This is a genomic window from Lentzea sp. CC55 (genome assembly GCF_021056325.1).
GTDB classification, from domain to species: domain Bacteria; phylum Actinomycetota; class Actinomycetes; order Mycobacteriales; family Pseudonocardiaceae; genus Lentzea; species Lentzea jiangxiensis.
On sequence record NZ_JAJCXE010000054.1, the window covers coordinates 301109 to 319925 of the forward strand.

Below are 18817 nucleotides of genomic sequence, written 5' to 3' on the forward strand. Positions count from 1 at the left end.
TCTCCCCGGTGGGCATGAGAACAGGTTTGCCGCAACGGTATTGACGAGAAACTTTCGGCTTGACATTGTTGTGTGCATTTGCTTGTCTTCCAGTCGTTCAGGCTTTCGCCGATCGATATCCGAAGGTGGTCATGACCACGCCTCCGACGCTGCCGAAGCTCAGGCAGCAGTTGATTCTTGCCGTCCTCATGCTGTGTTCGGTGCTGATCTGGCTGGACAACACCGTCCTGAGCACTGCGCTGGAGACTCTCGCCGACCCTGTTCGCGGGCTGGGCGCCGATCCCGGTGAGCTGCAGTGGGCCACGGGCGCGTACACGCTGACCTTCGCCACGTTGATGTTCACCGCGGGCGCTCTAGGCGACCGGTTCGGGCACCGGACCGTGTTCTGCGGCGGGCTGGTGGTCTTCGCCGGGTCGTCGGTGTGGGCGGCCTATGCGAGCGATGCGGGGCAGCTGATCGCGGCGAGGGCGGTCATGGGCGTCGGCAGCGCGCTGATCACGCCCGCCATGATGGCCATTCTCATGTGGACGTTCACCGGGCCCGCACGGGCGGCCGCGATCGGTGTTTTCTCCACGTCGGCCGGTGTCGGCATGGCCGCCGGTCCCGTGCTGGCAGGGTTCCTGCTGGATCACTTCTGGTGGGGCTCGGTCTTCTTGATCAACGTTCCGGTAGCGGTGGTGGCGCTGGCCGGGCTCGCGCTGCTGGTGCCCAATTTCCGCAGCCCCGCCGTACGGCCGCTCGACCCCGCCGGAATGGTGTTGTCGATCAGCGGGCTCGTGGCGCTCGCCTACGGGCTGATCCGGGCCGGGCAGGTGGCTGAGTGGAGCCGCGCCGACGTCTGGGCGCCGATCTTGCTGGGTCTGGTGTTGCTGGGCCTCTTCGTGCTCGTCGAACTCCGAGCCGAGATGCCCAGCTTTGATCCGCGACTGCTCGCACAACGCGTGTTCGGGGGAGGCAACGCGGCGCTCGGGCTGCTGCTGTTCGCGGTCGCGGCCATCACCTTCTACAACGCCTTCTACCTGCAGGGTGCGCTCGGGTATTCGCCGATGCAGGCAGGTCTGGCCAACATTCCGACCGCGGTCGGCGCGCTCGTGGGGGCGCCGCTCGCCACGCGCCTGGTCCGGCGGTTTTCGCTGCGCGTCGTCGCGGTGCCGGCGTTCACGTCGGCCGCGTTGACGATGGCGGGGTACGCGTTCCTCGGTCTGGAGACCCCGCTCGCCTGGATCGAGACCCTGTTGCTGGTGCAGGGTCTCGCGATCGGCCTGGTGATCGGGCCCGTCACGGCCGCGTTGATCGGCAACCTGCCGCTCGACCGGGCCGGTGCCGGATCGGCCGTCACCAACACCATCCGGCAGACCGGCAGCGTGATCGGCATCGCGATCGGTGGCACGATTCTGTCGATCGTGTACCGGCGGGAGATCGAGCCTTCGCTGGTGGGTGTGGCCGGTCCGGAGCAGGACCAGGCGCGGATCTCCGCCGAGCAGGCGCGCCACGTCGCCGACGTCATCGAGCGGCCGGCTCTCGCCAGGGCGGCTGACAACGCGTTCATCGAAGCCATGCACGTCGGGGCGGGCTGGATCACGGTCATCGCGCTCCTCGGAGCGGTCGTGCTGGTCCTCACCCTGCCCGCCACCGCGAAGAGGAAGGAACCCGCCGAGGTGGAGACCGCGGGTGTCGAGGGCAAGGTCACCGAGGCGCCACGAGTGTGATGAAGACCGAAACGCCGGCCCCGGCCACGGGCGACAGTCAAGCCACGTACCTCCTCGACCGGCACATGTTCGCGCTGTGGACCCGGTCCAGCAGCGCGGTGGGGGCCGCGCCGTCCGTCGGTGACGTGCAGCCGATCACCCTGGCCGTTCCGACCTGGGACCTCGCCGGGCTCGAGGTGTCCCAGGTCGACTGCGCCCTGGTCGAGCCGGACCGGCTCGCCGACGCGGTGCTCGACTCGCCCGGCCGGTCGGTGGACGCCTGGCGGGCGCGGATCGCGGGCGGCGACTCGGTCCTGCCGATCGCCGGGCACGCCGTTCCCGACGCCACCGGTGCCGCCGTCACGTCGGCTGAGCACGCCGTGGCCGTCTTCCTGCGCACCACCGCGGTCGCGGCCGAACTGCGCACCACGCTGACCGCCGACCTGCGGCCGTACCAGGTCCGCGGGGTGAGCTGGCTGCGCGAAGCCGTCAACGCGCACGGCGGTGCGGTGCTCGCCGATGAGATGGGGCTCGGCAAGACGCTGCCGACGAGGGGCCGCAGGTGGTGGTGTGCCCCACGTCGCTGGTGGGCAACTGGGCGCACGAGATCGCGCGGTTCGCGCCGGATCTGCGGACGAGGATCTGGCGTGGCGGGCCGTTGGAGCCGACGGGCGACAGGACCGTGGTGCTCACCGGCTATCCAACGCTGCGCATGCACGGCCCAGTTCTCGCGGAACACGAGTGGACGACCGCGGTCTTCGACGAGGCGCAGGTGTTGAAGAACCCGTACGCACAGGTGTCGAAGGCCGCGCGCACCATCGAGGCCGACGCGAAGATCGCGCTGACCGGAACGCCCGTCGAGAATCGTCTTGAGGAACTCTGGGCGTTGCTGAACCTGGTCGCACCGCAGCTCTTCGGGCACAAGGCGCAGTTCCGCCGTCGATTCATCCGGCCCATCACGGTGCCGCGCCGCGCAGCCGGGCCAGTGCCTGCCGCTCGACCGGGCGGACCCGCACCGACTCCGCGCTCAGCACGAGGGCACCGGTCGCGTCGACCGCCTCCACGCGGACCGTGTCCGGTGCGACGCGCACGATCCGGGCGCGGAGGGCACCCACGCCGGACTGCTCCAGCTGGACACCGTCGAACGCGAAGGGCAGCTGTACCCCGCCCTCGGTGAGAGGGCCGGCCGCCGCGTGGAACACCGCGTCCAGCAGTGCCGGATGCAGCCCGAAATCGGTGGCACGCGCTGAGGTGTCGAGCTCCAGCTCGGCGAACACCTCCTCCCCGTGCGACCAGGCGGCGCGCACACCGCGGAACACCGGGCCATATCCGAGGCCGAGGTCGCCGAGCGCGCGGTACACCTGCTGTCCGCCGACCGGATCGGCTGCTGCCGGAGGCCACCCGCGGGGCCAGTCAGGTGCGATGGCAGGCGTGGCCGGCGTGAGCACGCCACGGGCGTGCAGCACCCAGGCATCGCCGGCGCGGGCGTGGACGGCCACGGTGCGGTGCCCATCGGCGCCGGGTTCGCCCACGGCGAGCTGGAGGTCCGCGGCACCGTCGGCGGTGAGGACCAGCGGCGCCGCGAGCACGAGCTCCGCCAGTCGCGGCACGCCGAGCCGGGCACCGGCCGCCAGCGCCATTTCGACGAGTCCGCTGCCGGGCATCAGAACCGTGTCGAAGACGACGTGGTCGGCGAGCCATGGCTGCGTGCGCGGCGAGAGCCTGCCGGTGAAGAGCCACTCGTCCTTGCCGGCGAGCTGCACCTGGGCGTGCAGCAGCGGGTGGCCGGCGGAGCCGGCGCCGAGCGGCGCGGTGTTCTCCGCGGGCTGCAGCCAGAACCGTGCGTGCTGGAAGGGGTAGGTGGGCAACGTGGTCCGCTGCCGCGTCCGTTCGCCGAGGCGAGCCGCCCATCGGACCGGCCGGCCCGCACAGTGCGCGGTGGCCAGCGCGACGACCAGCTGCTCGGGTTCGGCGATCGCGCGACGGGATCCCGCGACCACCGACGCGTCGGCGTCCGCCAGGGTGGCGCGGGCCATGGTCGTCAGCACCGCGTCCGGGCCCAGCTCGACGAACAGGCCCGCACCCGAGTCGAGCAGGGTCCGCACCGCTGGGGCGAACCGCACCGCCTCGCGCACCTGCCGCACCCAGTACTCGGGCGTGCCGACCGGGTCGAACGCCCCGGAAACCGTCGAACACAAGGGGATTCGCGGCTCGTGGTACGTGAGGCTCGCGGCGACTTCGGCGAACTTGGTCAGCATCGGATCCATCAGGGCGGAGTGGAACGCGTGGCTCACCTTCAGCCTCGTGGTCCTGACACCCTCGGCCACCAACCTCGACTCGAGCGCCGACACCGCCTCGGTTTCCCCGGAGAAGACCACCGCGTCAGGAGCGTTCACCGCCGCCAGCGAGATCGTCCCGGCGACCAACTCCCGCGCCCGTTCCTCCGGCACCGCGGCGGCGAGCATCGCTCCACCCGCGGGCAGCGCCCCCATCAACCGGCCACGCGCCGCGACGAGCCTGCACGCGTCAGGCAGCGACCACACCCCGGCCACGTGCGCCGCGGCCAGTTCGCCGATCGAGTGCCCGGCCACGGCGTCCGGCGTCACGCCGAACGATTCGACCAGGCGGTACATCGCCACCTCGAACGCGAACAAGGCGGGCTGGGTGTACTCGGTGCGGTCCAGCAGGGTCTCGTCCACCGAGCCGAACATCACTTCCCGCAGCGAATGCCCCAGGTGCGCGTCGAACTCCGCGCACACCTCGTCGAGCGCGGCCGCGAAGACCGGGAACTCCCGGTAGAGCCCGGCGCCCATCCCGATCCGCTGCGCGCCCTGGCCGGTGAACAGGAACGCGGTCGTGCCCGTTTGGCCGACACCGTCGACGACGCCCGGTCCCGGTTCTCCCGCCGCCAGGCGCATCAGCGCCGGCAGCAGCGTCTCCCGGCCGGAGCCCACGACGGCGGCGCTCTGCTCGAACCGCGTGCGGTGGTGCGCCAGCGTCACCGCGACGTCGGTCAGGTCGAGCTCCGGATGTGCGAGCAGCGCGTCGTGCAGCCGTCGCGCCTGGCTCCGCAGCGCGGCGGTCGTCCGTGCGGACAGCAGCAACGGCACGGTCGCCGGGCGCGGCGGATCGACCGGCCGCGACGAGACCGCGGGGGCCTCCTCGAGGATCACGTGCGCGTTGGTTCCGCTGATCCCGAACGACGACACGCCCGCCCTGCGCGGGCGCTGTCCGACCGGCCACGGTTCGGCCTCGGTCAGGATTCGCACCTCCCCGGCCGACCAGTCCACGTGTGGTGAGGGCGCGTCGACGTGCAGGGTCGGCGGCAACGTCTCGTGCCGCAGCGCCTGCACCATCTTGATCACACCGCCGACGCCGGCGGCCGCCTGCGCGTGCCCGATGTTCGACTTCAACGAGCCGATCCGCAGCGGCTCGGCGCGTTCCTGCCCGTAGGCGTTGAGCAACGCTCGTGCCTCGATCGGATCGCCCAGCGTGGTGCCGGTGCCGTGCGCCTCCACCGCGTCGACCTCGGCCGCGGTCACCCCCGCGTTGGCCAGTGCCTGCGCGATCACCCGCTCCTGCGACGGGCCGTTCGGCGCGGTCAGGCCGTTGCTCGCACCGTCCTGGTTGATCGCGCTGCCGCGGATCACGGCCAGAACCGCGCGCCCGTTGCGTTGCGCGTCGGACAACCGCTCGAGGGCGAGCACACCGACGCCCTCCGCCCACGAGACACCGTTCGCCGATGACGAGAACGCCTTGCAGCGTCCGTCCGGTGACAGCGCCCGCTGCCGGGAGAACTCCAGAAACAGCAACGGGGTCGACATGACGGTCACCCCGCCGACCAAGACCAGCGACGTGTCGCCCGCGCGCAGGGCCTGCGCCGCCACGTGCAGGGCCACCAGCGACGACGAACACGCCGTGTCGACCGTGACCGCCGGTCCTTCCAGCCCGAGTGCGTAGGACACCCGGCCGGAGACGACGCTGCCGGCCGATCCGGTCGCCAGATAGCCCTCCGCGGCACCGTCGGCGGCCTCGCGTGCCGTGTAGCCGTAGTCCTGGTACATGACGCCCGCGTACACACCGGTGTCGCTGCCGCGCAGTGAAGCCGGGTCGATACCGGCGTCTTCGAGCGCTTCCCAGGACGCTTCGAGCATCAACCGCTGTTGCGGGTCCATGGCGGCTGCCTCGCGGGGCCCGATTCCGAAGAAGGCGGCGTCGAAGTCACCCGCGGCATCGAGGAACCCGCCTTCCCTGGTGTAGATCCTGCCGGGTTTGCCGGGTTCGGCGTCGTACAGGCGATCGACGTCCCAGCCGCGGTCGCCGGGGATCGGGGTGATCGCGTCGACGCGCCCGGTGATCAGTTCCCAGAGCTGGTCGGGATTCTCGACACCGCCGGGGTACCGGCAGCTCATGCCGACGATCGCGATCGGCTCGTCGGCCCTCGCCCTGACGACAGGCCGCGGTCCCGCCGGCTCCGACCCGTCGACCTGGGTGCGCAGGAAGCTCGCGACGGCGGCGGCGGTGGGGTGGTCGAACACCAGCGTGGCCGGCAGCGGGACACCGGTGGCCGCGGTCACCCGGTTGCGGAACTCGACTCCGCCGAGCGAGTCGAAGCCCAGGTCCTTGAACGGTGTTCCGGGGTCGACGGCGTCCGCCGACTCGTGGCCGAGGACCGCTGCGGCGATCGCGCGGACCTCGTCGCGGATCAACGCCTCCCACCGGTCGGCGGGGGCGTCGAGCAAACGCCGGCGCAACGGACTGTCGGCGGCCTGAGCGCGTGACGGCACGTGGATCAGGCCGCGCAGCATCGCGGGCAGCGTGCCCAGCCGGCCCGCCGCGGTGAGGGAGGGGGTGTCGAGCAACGCGGTCATCAGCATCGGTTCGCCGGTGGCCAACGCGTTGTCGAACATCCGCATGCCGACGTCCGGCTCGATCGGGGACAAGCCGAGACGCGTGCGGATCTGACGCACCAGGTGGTCGCCGCCAGGTTCGTTCAGCCCTTCGGCCATGCCGAGCTTCCACAGCCCCCAGGCCAGCGAGTGCGCGGGCAGACCGGCGGCGCGGCGTGCCTGGGCGAGCGCGTCCAGCGCGGCGTTGGCGGCCGCGTAGTTCCCCTGGCCCTGCCCGCCGAGCAGCGGCCCGGCGGAGGAGAACAGCACGAACGCCGACAGGTCCATCTCGCGGGTGAGGTCGTGCAGATGCCAGGCGGCGTCCACCTTCGGTGCGAGCACTCGATCCACCTGCTCGGCGGTCAAGGTGTCGATGGTGCCGTCGTCGACCACACCCGCGGTGTGCACGACAGCGGTCACCGGCTCGGACAGCAGCAGCGCCGCGACTTCCGCGCGATCGCTGACATCGCACGCGGCGACGCGGACGACGGCGCCCAGCGCGGTCAGTTCGGCGACCAGTTCCGCGGCACCCCGCGCGGCCGGCCCGCGCCGCGAGACGAGCAGCAGCCTGCGCACGCCGTGCTCGGTGACCTGATGGCGGGCGGTGACCGGATGGAAGCGGGACTGCTCGAACAGGTCGTGAACACCGCGGACTATCCGTTGGCCGAACCGGACGGCGCGGCGTGGCGGGATGTTGTCGAATGCACCCACCGCGCGACCTGCACACCGTCGGGTGCAGCGTCCTGCCCGACTTCATCAGACCCGCGCTGCACGAGGATCTGCGGCGAGAGGGCGCCGAGATCACCCCGCACGCCTACTACGACGTCGAGACCGTCAACGCCTACAACATCGACGTCGACAGCCCGCTGCCGCCGGACCACCCCGGCGGCACGACGATGGAGCGCGGCAACGCGTTCGTGGCCCGCGACGTCGTCCCGCGCGACGCGATCATCCACCAGCTCTACACCAGCGAGGTGTTCCAGCGGTTCGTCGCCGCGTGCTTCGAGCTGCCGGAGCTGGCCGACCCACTGTCCGGCCTGGTGCTGAACGTGATCCCGCCCGGCCGCGCGCACCCGTGGCACTTCGACACCAACGAGTTCACCGTCAGCATGCTGACCCAGGCTGTGCGTGCCGAGAAGTACGTCCGTGCAGGTCAGCGGTATTGGCAAGTTGCCGTTCGTCATCCGGCATGATCGCGGCCGTGCTGGTCCGCTTCGCCTACCTCGCTGTCTCTCACGCCTTCGCCGCGCTGTGGCTGCTGCGTATGACTGATCGGGAGAAGGACGTCGAGATCCTCGCGCTACGCCACCAACTCGCGGTCCTGCACCGGCAACTCGGCGCTCAGCGCCCACGATTGCTACCTGAGGGACAGGGCGTTGCTCGCCGCTTTACTCGCGCCCTTGGCCCGCGCGACGCTGTGCCGGCTCCTGGTGAGCCCGGATACAGTGCTGAGGTGGCACCGCGACGTGATCAAGCGCCGTCATGCCCGCATGAGCGTGAACCGAGGGCCTGGACGTCCGCGTACTGTCGCTTCGATCCGCCGGCTCGTTCTGCGCCTGGCAGCCGAGAACCCGTCGTTGGGGTATCGACGCATCCACGGCGAACTGGCGCTTCTCGGTGTCGCGGTCGCCGCATCGACGGTGTGGGAGATCCTCAAGACCGCCGGCGTCGATCCGGCCCCGCGCCGGACAACTGTTACCTGGGCCGACTTCTTGCGCTCGCAGGCGGAGGCGATCCTGGCGATGGACTTCATCGAGACCGTCACGCTAACCGGACAGCGCCAGTACATTCTCGCCGCCATCCACCACGCCAGTCGGCGTGTAGGCATCGTCGGCACCACCGCACACCCCACCCATGCCTGGGTTACCCAGGCGATCCGCAACCTGCTCATGGACCTGGAGGACACCGGATAAGTCGCGCAGATCAAGTTCCTCATTCGTGACCGCGATGCTAAATACCCTGCGTTGATCGACGATATCCTCGGTTCCGCGGGGATCGCAACGGTGCTGACCGGCGTCCGGATGCCCCGCATGAACTCCATCATCGAACGCTGGGTGAAGACGCTTCGGGCCGAACTGCTGGACCGCACGCTGGTCTGGAATGAGGCCCACCTACGGCGTGTGCTGCGGGAGTACGAGAGGCACTACAACGAGCACCGCACCCACCGATCACTCGCCGCCGCACCACCCTTGCGGGTGCGGCCCCAGCCTCTCGAACTCGATCAGATCGAACTCCTCACCGTAGATCGGCAAGACCGGCTCGGCGGAGTCATCCACGAGTATGGCCATGCCGCTTAACCTGCATCGACGTAGTTTTCGGCATGCACACGGCTATAAGCGGAAGCGGCTGGCCAACCACGCGAGCCGAAACGCCCGCGGCATTTTTTGACGCGGTGTCAGGAACGATCGGGCGGATATAGGCGAACGTCATCGGACACCACCTGAAAGTGGCACTGAGACGCAAAACAGGTGCTCAAATGAACTTGAGCACCTGCCACATGGATGTGGCAAATCTGCCACATTTTTGTGTCCGAGGACGAAGTCGCACACTATTCACCTCACGTAGTGCCGCCTGTTGGCAGCAGTGTTGCGGTTCTCCGAGACGGAGCGGCGAGCCTCACCGCCGCTGCCGCCATCCGTACCGGTGCGGTCGGCCAGCAGGCGTCGGGCTGTGGTCGGCCTCATCGGAACAGGCGGCGCACCACGTGGAAGGCATCGCGGCCGACGCCGCGCAAGGTCGCGGACGAGAGGCTGCGCTGCCATTCGAGCCCGACGAAACCGAGACCGCGGTGGTGACGTGAGACGCCGCGGTCGTGCTCGATGCCCAGCGTGCTCAGGTTACGGCAGGTCGGGCCGATATCCTGTGGCGAGGATGATCGCGTCGACCTGTTCGCGCTGCTCGTCCGGCCAGATGACCTTGGAGCCTCCAGCGCGGTGAACATCGGCCTTCGGTCGGGGTGCCGCTGGTCGAGGGCGGTGCGGTAGTGATCGGTGGCGTATACCGCCGTTGGTGCCCCTTGATGGGCGCGGACGGCTGGACCCAACAACCGAATGTGCTGAACCAGCCCAGCACACAGCTGCGGAGGGGCAGACTTGAGGACGTGCTCGAGACGTTCGGTGAGTTGCTGCGCTACTACCGGGTCGAAGCAGGGCTGACGCAACAGGCGCTCGCTGAGAAAGCCCGTCTCAGCGAGCAGGCGATCGGTGCGCTGGAACGCGGGGACCGCCGGTATCCGCAGGCCGTGACGGTGGACCGGCTGGTCGGTGTGCTGGGCTTGACGGGGCTGCGGCGTGAGGAATTCGCGCGGGCTGCAGCACGCAAGGGCACGCCCCGGCGTGCCGTCGGCTCCACGCCGCGCCAACTGCCTGCGGACACCACGCACTTCACAGGTCGCGCCGACCAGGTCGAGATCGTCGCGGACATCGTGCGCGACCCGGCCGCGGCGGCGGTCGCGTCGATCACCGGCATGGGTGGGGTGGGCAAGACGTCGCTGGCTGTGCATGTAGGTCACCGGCTCGCCGCCGACTTCCCGGATGGCCAGCTCTACGTTGATCTGCAGGGCGCCCACGAGCCGGTGTCGCCGCTGGAAGCGCTGGGCCTGCTTCTACGTGCCCTCGGAGTGGCGGGTACGAGCGTTCCCGGCACCGTGGACGAGGCCGCGGCGAGGCTGCGAACCGAGCTCGCTGGCCGGCGCGTCCTGCTGGTGCTCGACAACGCCGCGAACTCGGAGCAGGTCATTCCTCTGCTGCCGGGCACCGCGGGTGCCGCCGCGATCATCACTAGCCGTCGGGCACTGCTTGCCGTACGGCACGCGCGGCAGGTGCACCTCGACGTTCTCTCCGAGCCGGACGCGATTGCGCTGCTGGCGGCGACAGCCGGCCGGGAACGGGTGGCCGCCGAACCGGACGCGGCCGTGGAGGTCGTGCGCCGCTGCGGCAGGTTGCCGCTCGCGGTCCGCCTCGCGGGCACACGTCTTGCGTTCAGGACTGCCTGGCCGTTGTCGTACCTGGCGGAACGTCTGGCCGACGACAGCCGCCGGTTGGAAGAGCTTGACCAGCACGAGGCCGGCGTGCGGGCCTGCTTCGCGCTGTCAATCGACGGCTTGGCGGCCAGCGAGGACTCGGTAGACCGGGACGCTGCGGCCGCATACCCGTTGCTGGCCTGGCCCGCAGTGCCGGACCTGTCCGTACTGGTCGCGTCCGCTGTGCTCGGCCTCGGCGAGGACGAGGTCGACCGGCTGCTCGAACGACTGGCTGCGGCCTGTCTGCTGGAGGTACCCGCCCCCGGTCGTTATCGGATGCACGACCTGTTGCGCGCGTATGGCGCTGGGCTGGCGGTCGCACCGGCACGCACCGCAGTGCTGAACCGCCTGCTGGACTTGTACAGCGCGGTCGCCTGGCGCGGGCTCGCCCTGTCCAGTGCGGCCGGTTCGCCACGGCTGATGAGAGCACCGTGCATGACAGCCGCTCCGGAGATCGCGGACGCGTTCGGTTGGTTGGACGGAGAGCAGACTCACCTGGTTGCGGTGGTGCGTCAGGCGGTGGCGGACTCCGATGTGGACAGGGCGCTGATCGCCGGTCTCGCTCTGGGACTGTTCGAGTTCTACCGCTCCCGAGGGCTGTGGCGGGACTGGCGGCAAGTCTGCGAGGCGGCGCTGAAGGAGCCGGGCGACCGGCTGACGCACGCGTCCCTGCTGAGTGACCTCGCCCTGGCGGAAGCGGAACTCGCGCACCGCGGCACCGGTGATTTCTCCGTTGCGCAGCAATGTATTCGGGACAACATCGCACTGCTGGAGGAGCACGGCGACGACGACATCACCGCGAGGGCCCTCAACAACGCGTGTTATGTGTACCGGCTCAGTGGCGCGATCGGCGAAGCCATCGAGTTCGGCGAACGCGGTCTCGCGATGCGTCGTTGTGGCATCACGATGGTGAACCTCGCCGAGCTGTACGCGTTGGCCGGCGACCGGGTGACCCAGCACCGCTACCTCGCGGACGCCATCGCCCATCTCAAGCCGCTGGACGACGCCCACGGCATGGCGTACGCGCTCGTCGTGCAGGGCCTGGTTCACCGTGCGGATCGCCGTTTCCCGGAAGCCGTCGAGGCCCTGCGGCGCAGCGCCGAGCAGTGGCGCCGGATCGCCGACGCGCCCGGAGAGGCGAACACACTGGCGGACCTCGGCGAGACCCTTCTCGCCGCAGGTGAGCCCGACGCCGCTCGGGAGGTGCTGGAGCGGGCGCTCGCCCTGCTGCGCCGCTTGGGTGACCCGGTGAGGGAGAAGAGAGTCGTGGAGCTGCTGCAGAGCGACGACAACTGTGTAGGCGAACTGTAGAGGTTGTCGCTGGGCTGATCGGACGGCACGCCGCCAGAGTGGCGGTACTTGAGTCGATTCGCGAGGGGGGCCCTGTGACCACACGACTATCCGCGCTGCGCAAAGGGATTCTGCTAACCGCCTTGATGGCGCTCACCGCTACCTCGGTCGAGGTGGCGTATCCGGAACCCGCGCAGGCCGCACCGCCGGCTTCGGCCAAAGCCCCGACCGTGACGTCCAGACCGGACGTGGTGTCCGCGGCCGTGTCGGCCCGCGCACAGGGCTCCCGCGTCGAGGTGGAGGAGCTGCGCACCGAGACCTCGACGACCTGGTCGAACCCGGACGGGACGATGACCACCGACGAGCATGCGGCGCCGATCCGGTTCAAGGACCAGCAGGGCGCCTGGACCACGATCGATCTGAACTGGCGCAAGGATCGCGACGGCGCGGTCACCCCGGGCGGTCACCCGCTGGGCTTGAAGCTCGGTGCGAAGACCGCGAAGACCGGCACCGCGTTCGCCGCAGCGGGCACCGGCTCGGACCGGCAGGTGGAGTGGGTGGCGCCGTGGACGCTGCCTGAGCCGAAGCTGGACGGCACGAAGGCCACCTACACCGAGATCGAGCCGGGCGTGGACCTGGTGGTGCACAACCGTCGCTCCGGTTTTGAGTACGACTTCGTGGTCAAACGCAGACCGGCCACCACCCCTGTGTGGCGGATCCCGTTGCAGGTCAAGGGCTTGACCGTCAAACCGCAGCCGGACGGATCGATCGACTTCGTCAACGCGAAGAACCAGGTGCACTCCAGCATCCCTGTCCCGCTGATGTGGGACGCGACCGTCGACGAACGCAGCGGTGAACACGTTAACCGCGCCCAGGTCGGCATCGCGGTCGAGACCGCGCACGGTGCCACGACGCTCGTGGTGAAGCCGGATCCGGCGTGGTTCAACGACACCAAGCGGACTTTCCCGATCACCGTCGACCCGACGTACGCGGTGGGCACGAACTGGGCGAGCTTCGACACGTGGGTCCAGACGGACTACTCGACCGACCAGTCGGCCTCGCCGGAGCTCAAGCTCGGCACGTACAACGGCGGTGCGGTCAAGGCGCGGTCGTTCCTGCACTTCGCCACCGCGCCGTTCAAGAACAAGCAGATCCTGAGCGCGAACCTCTTCCTCTTCGAGACGTGGTCGTACTCCTGCACGCCGTCCGCGTACGTCGTGAAGAGCGCGCAGCTCGCGTCGACGGCGACGCGCTGGACGTCACAGCCGACGATCGGCAGCCAGTACGGTTCGGCGACGGCGGCCCGCGGCCACGACGCCAACTGCCCGGCGGGCCGGGTGTCGGTGCCGATCACGACTCTGGCGAAGGCGTGGTCGGGAGCGAGCTATGCCACCGGCGGCATCGCGCTGATGGCGGCCAACGAGTCGGACTCCAACTCGTGGAAGAGGTTCCACTCCACCGAGGGCTCGGCCGATCCGTACATTTCCTACACCTACAACCGCGTTCCGGCGACGGCGGTTGCGCCCACGATCGTCAACGCCGTCTCCTACGCGGCACCGGGTGGCGCGAGCTACCGCTACACCTCCAACCGGCGCACGTGGGTGTCATCGAAAGGTACCGACCCCGACGGCAACACGGTGAAGTACGACTTCGAGTTCCACACCTCGACCGCGGGCACGGCCGCGACGCTGAAGGCCACCTGCTCGAGCTCCACCTATCCGTCCGGCACCACGGCCGGTTGCCAGCCCAACGTCGATCTGCCGGACAACACCGCCATCGTCGTGCGAGCCAGGACGAACGACGGGTCGCTGACCTCGGCCTGGTCCCCGTGGACACTGGTGCGCATCGCCGCCGCCACGCCGGCCGCGCTGACCATCACCTGCCCGTACTCCAACGGTTCGTGGACCGACACGCCACCGGCTGCCAACATCACCTGCACGATCTCCGCGCCGGGCAACGGGTTCAACGCACCCGGCTACGTCAGAGTGACCGCGGACGGCGTGGTGCGACCGACGAACTTCACCGGCGGCGCACCGGGTCAACTCAAGATCACGCCGTCAGCCGACCCGAACGTGGCCAAAGCGACGATCACCATGCCGAACACCCAGGGTCTGCACACCATCAAGGCCCAGGCCGAGTCCCCAGCGGGGAAGCTGTCCGCCGCGTCGAACTACGCGTTCGGCTACGGCGGCACCACGTTGAACAGCCCGGCCGCGAACCCGCGGACCACCACCACAGGTGGCGTGCGGATCTCCGCGTCGGGACCGCCCAAGGGCAGTTCCGCCACACCGACCGCCTCACTGCGCTGGCGGCTGTCCGGCTACGGCGGCAGCAGTGAGTCGACCGGCTGGAACACCTCCGCGAACGCCCCGCTGACGGTGACCGACAACGGCGCCGCGGGCGTGACGGTTTCCGGCACCTGGAACACCGCCGCGGAGACGCAGGACGGTCAGCTCGACGCCGATCCCGGCGCGGCGGGCGTTCAGCCGACGCCGTTGAACGACCGGGTGCCCGCGCTGCTGGACGTCCAGGTGTGCCTGGTCTACACCAGCACCACGCAATGCACCTGGTCCCAGGCCAAGAGCACGGTCCTGCGTGTGCCGCACGCGTTCGGCAACGGTTATCCCACCGCCGACGCGGGACCGGGCGAGGTCGCGCTGTGGACCGGTGAGTTCCGCACGGAGGAGACCGACATCGAGGTGCCCGGCTACACCGGTGAGCTTTCGGTGTCCCGGTCGCACTCGACGTTCGCCGGCCCGACCGACGCGGTCAGCGGCGTGTTCGGGCCCGGATGGACCGCCCGGTTCGAGGGCGCCGACGCGGGTGCCGGCGGCCTGCAGGTCATCGACAACACGCGGCTCGACGGCACCATCGCCCTGGTCGACGGCGGTGACTCGACGCTGGTCTTCGAGTCGCCGAGCGGCAAGCGACGGACCACCGCGACGCTGGAGGCCGGAACCTGGGTGGCCGCAGAGGAGGACGCCGCGCAGGCCAGGACGAAGCTCACGGTGAGCGGTAGCGGCGCGGCGACCACCATCGCCTTCACCGAGGAGGATGGCACGGTCACCACGTTCGCCACCACCGCGGCCACCGCGCCGACCGCGACGGCGGCGGGCAGGTTCCGGCCGGCGAGCATCGCCGAACAGGGCGTGCCCGGCAAGACCTCCTACAGCTACGACGATGCCGGCCGAGTACTCCGGATCCTGGCGCCCTCCGCCCCAGGAGTGGCCTGTGTGGACGCTCAGGGTGCCTACCAGCACGTGGCCGGCTGCCGATCACTGCGTTTCGACTACGGGACGTCCGGGGTGTCCAACGGCAGGATGGTTGCCGCCTGGCTGGAGATCTTCAACCCGGACAATGCAGGCATGGACACGATCAAGGTCGCGTCCTACGCCTACGACTCATCGGGACGGCTCGCCGGCGTGACCGACCCGCGCAGCAACCTGACCACCGGCTACGGCTACGACTCGGCCAACCGGCTCACCTCGGTGACGCCGCCGGGCCAGGTTCCGGTGCGGTTGAGCTACACCGCCGCGCCGAACGTGAAGCTGGCCGACGTGAAGCGCGATCGGCCAGCCGGTGACCCCGCCGGCGGCACCGCCACGCTGGCGAGCTTCGTCTATGACGTACCTCTCACTGGTTCCGGCCTGCCCGACCTGTCGCAGTCCTTTGTGGACAACTGGGGGCAGGAGTCCGCCCCGGTGAAGGGCTTCGCGGTGTTCGGCCCCGAGCACCCGGCCGGTACGTCCGCGGGGGATTGGGAGTTCGCGCAGCTGCAGTACACCGACGGCCAGGGCTACACGGTGAACACCGCGGAGTTCGGCGCGGGCGCCTGGCAATACACCGCCACCGACTACAACGCCAAGGGCAACGAGGTGCGCGAGCTGGACCAGCGGGCGCTGCGGCTGATCATCGACGGTCAGCACTCCGCCGCCGACCAGCTGGCGTCGATCACCGTCTACAACCAGGACGAGACGCTGATCACCGACACCTACGGCCCGGTGGTGACCGCGACACTGCGGAACGGCACCTCCCAGCCGATGCGTGCCCATCGCAAGATCGAGTTCGACCAGGGTGCGCCTAACGGCGGGGTCAACCCCGCCAGCGGCATGCCGTACCGGCTGGCCACGACCGAGACCACCTTCGCCCACGATCCCGGCACCGGCGTGGACGTGGAAGCGGTCAGCCGGACGCTGACCGACTACAACGCCGTGGCGGCAGGCGATCCCGACGGCTGGGCGTCCGGACTGCCCAGCCGGACGATCAACGACACCGACCTCGACGGCGCCGTGTCCGCTGCGGACACCGTGCGGGTCACGCGTTACGACAACGAGAACCGCGTCGTGGAGACGCGCCAGCCCGCGTCGAATGGTGCGGACGCCGGCACGACCAAAACCGTCTACTACACAGCGGCGGTGAACGGAACCGAGTGCGGCGGCAAACCGCAGTGGGCGGGCCTGGTGTGCAAGAGGTTCCCTGCGGCCGCACCGTCGTCGGGTCCGGCGCTGCCGTCGACGACCAACACCGGGTTCAGCTACCTGCTGGAGCCGACGGTGGTGACCGAGACCTCGGGCGAGGTGACCCGCACGAGGACGACCACCTACCTCGCCGACGGGCGGGTGTCGTCGGTCGCAACCAGCACGACCGGATTGAGCGGTTCCACCCCGAACACCAAGAAGGAGACCACTTACGACCCGGCGACCGGTGTCGAGACCGGCGTCAGAGCGTTGCGGGCGGACGGCAGTGTCGCCTCGACCCTGACGACCACGTACGACGGATGGGGCAGGCAGGTCGGCTACCAGCCGTCCGGCGACTCGACGACCACGACGGTCTACGACGCCTCCGGCTCGATCGCCACGGTGACCGACGCGAACGGTTCCACCCGCTACACCTACGACGGGACCGACGCGACAGGCAAGACCGAACGGCGTGGCCTGCCGACGAAGGTCGAGGTCACCACCGCGGGATCGACCTGGACCTCGGCGGGAGCCTACGACGCGGACGGCGCACTGATCGTGCACCAGCTGCCCGGCGGCATCACCCAGCAGAACGAGGTGGACCACACGGGCACGCGGACCGGCCTGAGCTACGCCGGATCCGGAGGCGGCTGGCTGTCCTGGTCGCAGGACGTCGACGTGACCGGGCGCGTGGTCCGCGAGTGGACCCCCGACGGCGAGGCGTTCACGGGCCCACCCGCGGAGGGCGACCCGTCCGACGTGGGCGATGCGGTTCCCTACAACCGCGGCTACTCCTACGACGGGGCGGGCAGGCTGGTCGAGGTCCGGGACCGGACGGCGGCCACGACCGGCGTCGACGACCCGTCCACGGCGCCGTGCGTCACCCGTACCTATTCCTTCGACCGCAACGACAACAGGCTCAGCAAGACGGTAAGGAACGCGGAGGCGGACGGCTCGTGCGCCACCACCGGCGGAACCACGGTGACGCGCTCGTTCGACACCGCTGACCGTCCGGTCACCGGCTACACCTACGACGGACTCGGCCGCACCACGACGCTGCCGTCCGCCGACGCTCCACGAGCTGTCGACGGTGCCGTGGAGATCGGCTACTACGACGACGACCAGGCCAAGTCGATCACCCAGGGCGGTGTCACCACGTCGTACACGCTGGACGCCGCCGACCGGCGACTCGCGGAGTCCGTCGTGGAAGGCAGCGAGTTCAGCACGACGACCCGTCACTACACCGACAGCTCGGACAATCCGACCTGGGTGAGCGCGGGAGAGTCGAGCCGCCGGTACGTCGAGCTGATGAGCGATGACCTCTCGCTGATGGTCGATCAGAACGGCGCGGGATCCCTGGCGATCGCCAACCCGCACGGCGACGTGGTGTCCACTGTGGACGTCGCGACACCTGCGACGACCGCGAGCTCGTTGAGCAACTGGAACGACTACGACGAGTACGGCAACCCGGCGCCGGGCAACACGAACCGGACCGGTCAGGTGCAGTACGGCTGGCTCGGCGCCAAGCAGCGTGCGGTCTCCGGTGCGGGCCTCACGCTCATGGGTGCGCGTCTCTACAACCCCGCGACCGGACTGTTCCTGTCCGTCGATCCGGTGCGCGGCGGCAACACCAACGCCTACAACTACCCGGCCGACCCGGTCAACCGGGTGGACCTGGACGGCAGGATCAACAAGGAGGAACGCGGCGGCGGGTGCGGCTGCGGCAGCAAGAAGACGCTCAGGAGCAAGCTGAAAAAGGCGAAGAGCGTCCTCAAGAAGGCCCAGAAGCGGGTCAAGAAGGTGTCCAGGAAGTACAAGAGCCGGCTGCAGAAGGCGCTCAAGAGGGCGGGCAAGGCGCTGCGCAAGATCAACCCGAACCGCGTCGACCCTCAGAAGATCTTCCTCTGCATCGCGGGCGTACTGGCCCTGATCTCGTTCATTCTCGTCATCTGGGCGAGCGCGACGACGATTCCGTGGAGTCTGCCCGCACTGTGGGGTGTCGTCACGGGTGTCATGACGTACATCATGGGCCTGGTGGCCGCATGCTTCCCGTACAGAGGAACCAGGGGAGGCAAGGACTGACGTCTCGCTGAACGGCGCACGGCTCGCTTTTCGCGGGCCGTGCGCCGTTCTGGCTTCTCACCGGAACGGCCAGGTTCACGCCGTCCGGTTGAACCACAGCTGACAGCTTGTTGGGGTGCGGGTCCTGAGCGCTGCGCGCACCCTGTACGTGCCGAGAAATACGTCCGTACAGGTCAACGGGTATCGATGGGTGGCTCTCATCATCCGGCATGATCGCGGTCGTGCTGGTCCGTTTCGCCTACGTCGCCGTCTCCCACGCCTTCGCCGCGCTGTGGCTTCTGCGCATGACCGAGCGTGAGAAGGACGTCGAGATCCTCGCGCTACGCCACCAACTCGCGGTCCTGCACCGGCAACTCGGCGATCAGCGCCCACGACTGCAGCCAGAGGACA

7 protein-coding genes and 3 pseudogenes are annotated in these 18817 nt (G+C 69.5%); 8 read left to right on the forward strand and 2 right to left on the reverse strand.

Annotation, left to right across the window (positions count from 1 at the left end; translation table 11 throughout):
* The first annotated feature begins 131 nt into the window (after positions 1–131).
* The 3 genes and pseudogenes from L6E10_RS34145 to L6E10_RS34155 form a co-directional block, all read left to right on the forward strand.
* A complete protein-coding gene (locus L6E10_RS34145) occupies positions 132–1709 on the forward strand; it encodes an MFS transporter (RefSeq protein WP_236224271.1) in 1578 nt (525 codons plus the stop codon).
* Between the two features lie 65 nt (positions 1710–1774).
* Positions 1775–2191 (forward strand): annotated as a pseudogene (locus tag L6E10_RS41310) (hypothetical protein); the annotation flags it as partial.
* 83 nt (positions 2192–2274) lie between these two features.
* Positions 2275–2589 (forward strand): annotated as a pseudogene (locus tag L6E10_RS34155) (SNF2-related protein); the annotation flags it as partial.
* Between the two features lie 55 nt (positions 2590–2644).
* Here the strand turns inward: L6E10_RS34155 and L6E10_RS34160 are convergent.
* Complete coding sequence (locus L6E10_RS34160; RefSeq protein WP_236224273.1) at positions 2645–7288, reverse strand: type I polyketide synthase; 4644 nt, start codon at positions 7286–7288, stop codon at positions 2645–2647.
* Here L6E10_RS34160 and L6E10_RS34165 point away from each other — a divergent pair.
* The 3 genes and pseudogenes from L6E10_RS34165 to L6E10_RS34175 form a co-directional block, all read left to right on the forward strand.
* Positions 7190–7698 (forward strand): annotated as a pseudogene (locus tag L6E10_RS34165) (arpA protein); the annotation flags it as partial. The gene L6E10_RS34160 and the pseudogene L6E10_RS34165 overlap by 99 nt on opposite strands.
* A gap of 345 nt (positions 7699–8043) precedes the next feature.
* The gene (locus L6E10_RS34170) at positions 8044–8490 is read left to right on the forward strand and encodes a helix-turn-helix domain-containing protein (protein WP_236224274.1); all 447 of its coding nucleotides are present in this window, start codon (positions 8044–8046) and stop codon (positions 8488–8490) included.
* 51 nt (positions 8491–8541) lie between these two features.
* The gene (locus L6E10_RS34175) at positions 8542–8874 is read left to right on the forward strand and encodes a transposase (protein WP_236224275.1); all 333 of its coding nucleotides are present in this window, start codon (positions 8542–8544) and stop codon (positions 8872–8874) included.
* Positions 8875–9257: 383 nt separating this feature from the next.
* On the opposite strand, the gene L6E10_RS34180 is transcribed toward L6E10_RS34175, so the two are convergent.
* Entirely contained in the window at positions 9258–9518 is a 261-nt protein-coding gene (locus L6E10_RS34180; RefSeq protein ID WP_236224276.1) for a hypothetical protein, read from the reverse strand.
* 159 nt (positions 9519–9677) lie between these two features.
* Here L6E10_RS34180 and L6E10_RS34185 point away from each other — a divergent pair, with 159 nt between their 5' ends.
* Positions 9678–11909, forward strand: a complete 2232-nt coding sequence (locus L6E10_RS34185; protein ID WP_236224277.1) for a tetratricopeptide repeat protein — start codon at positions 9678–9680, stop codon at positions 11907–11909.
* Between the two features lie 38 nt (positions 11910–11947).
* Complete coding sequence (locus L6E10_RS34190) at positions 11948–18427, forward strand: RHS repeat-associated core domain-containing protein (RefSeq protein ID WP_236224278.1); 6480 nt, start codon at positions 11948–11950, stop codon at positions 18425–18427.
* The last annotated feature ends 390 nt before the right edge of the window (positions 18428–18817 follow it).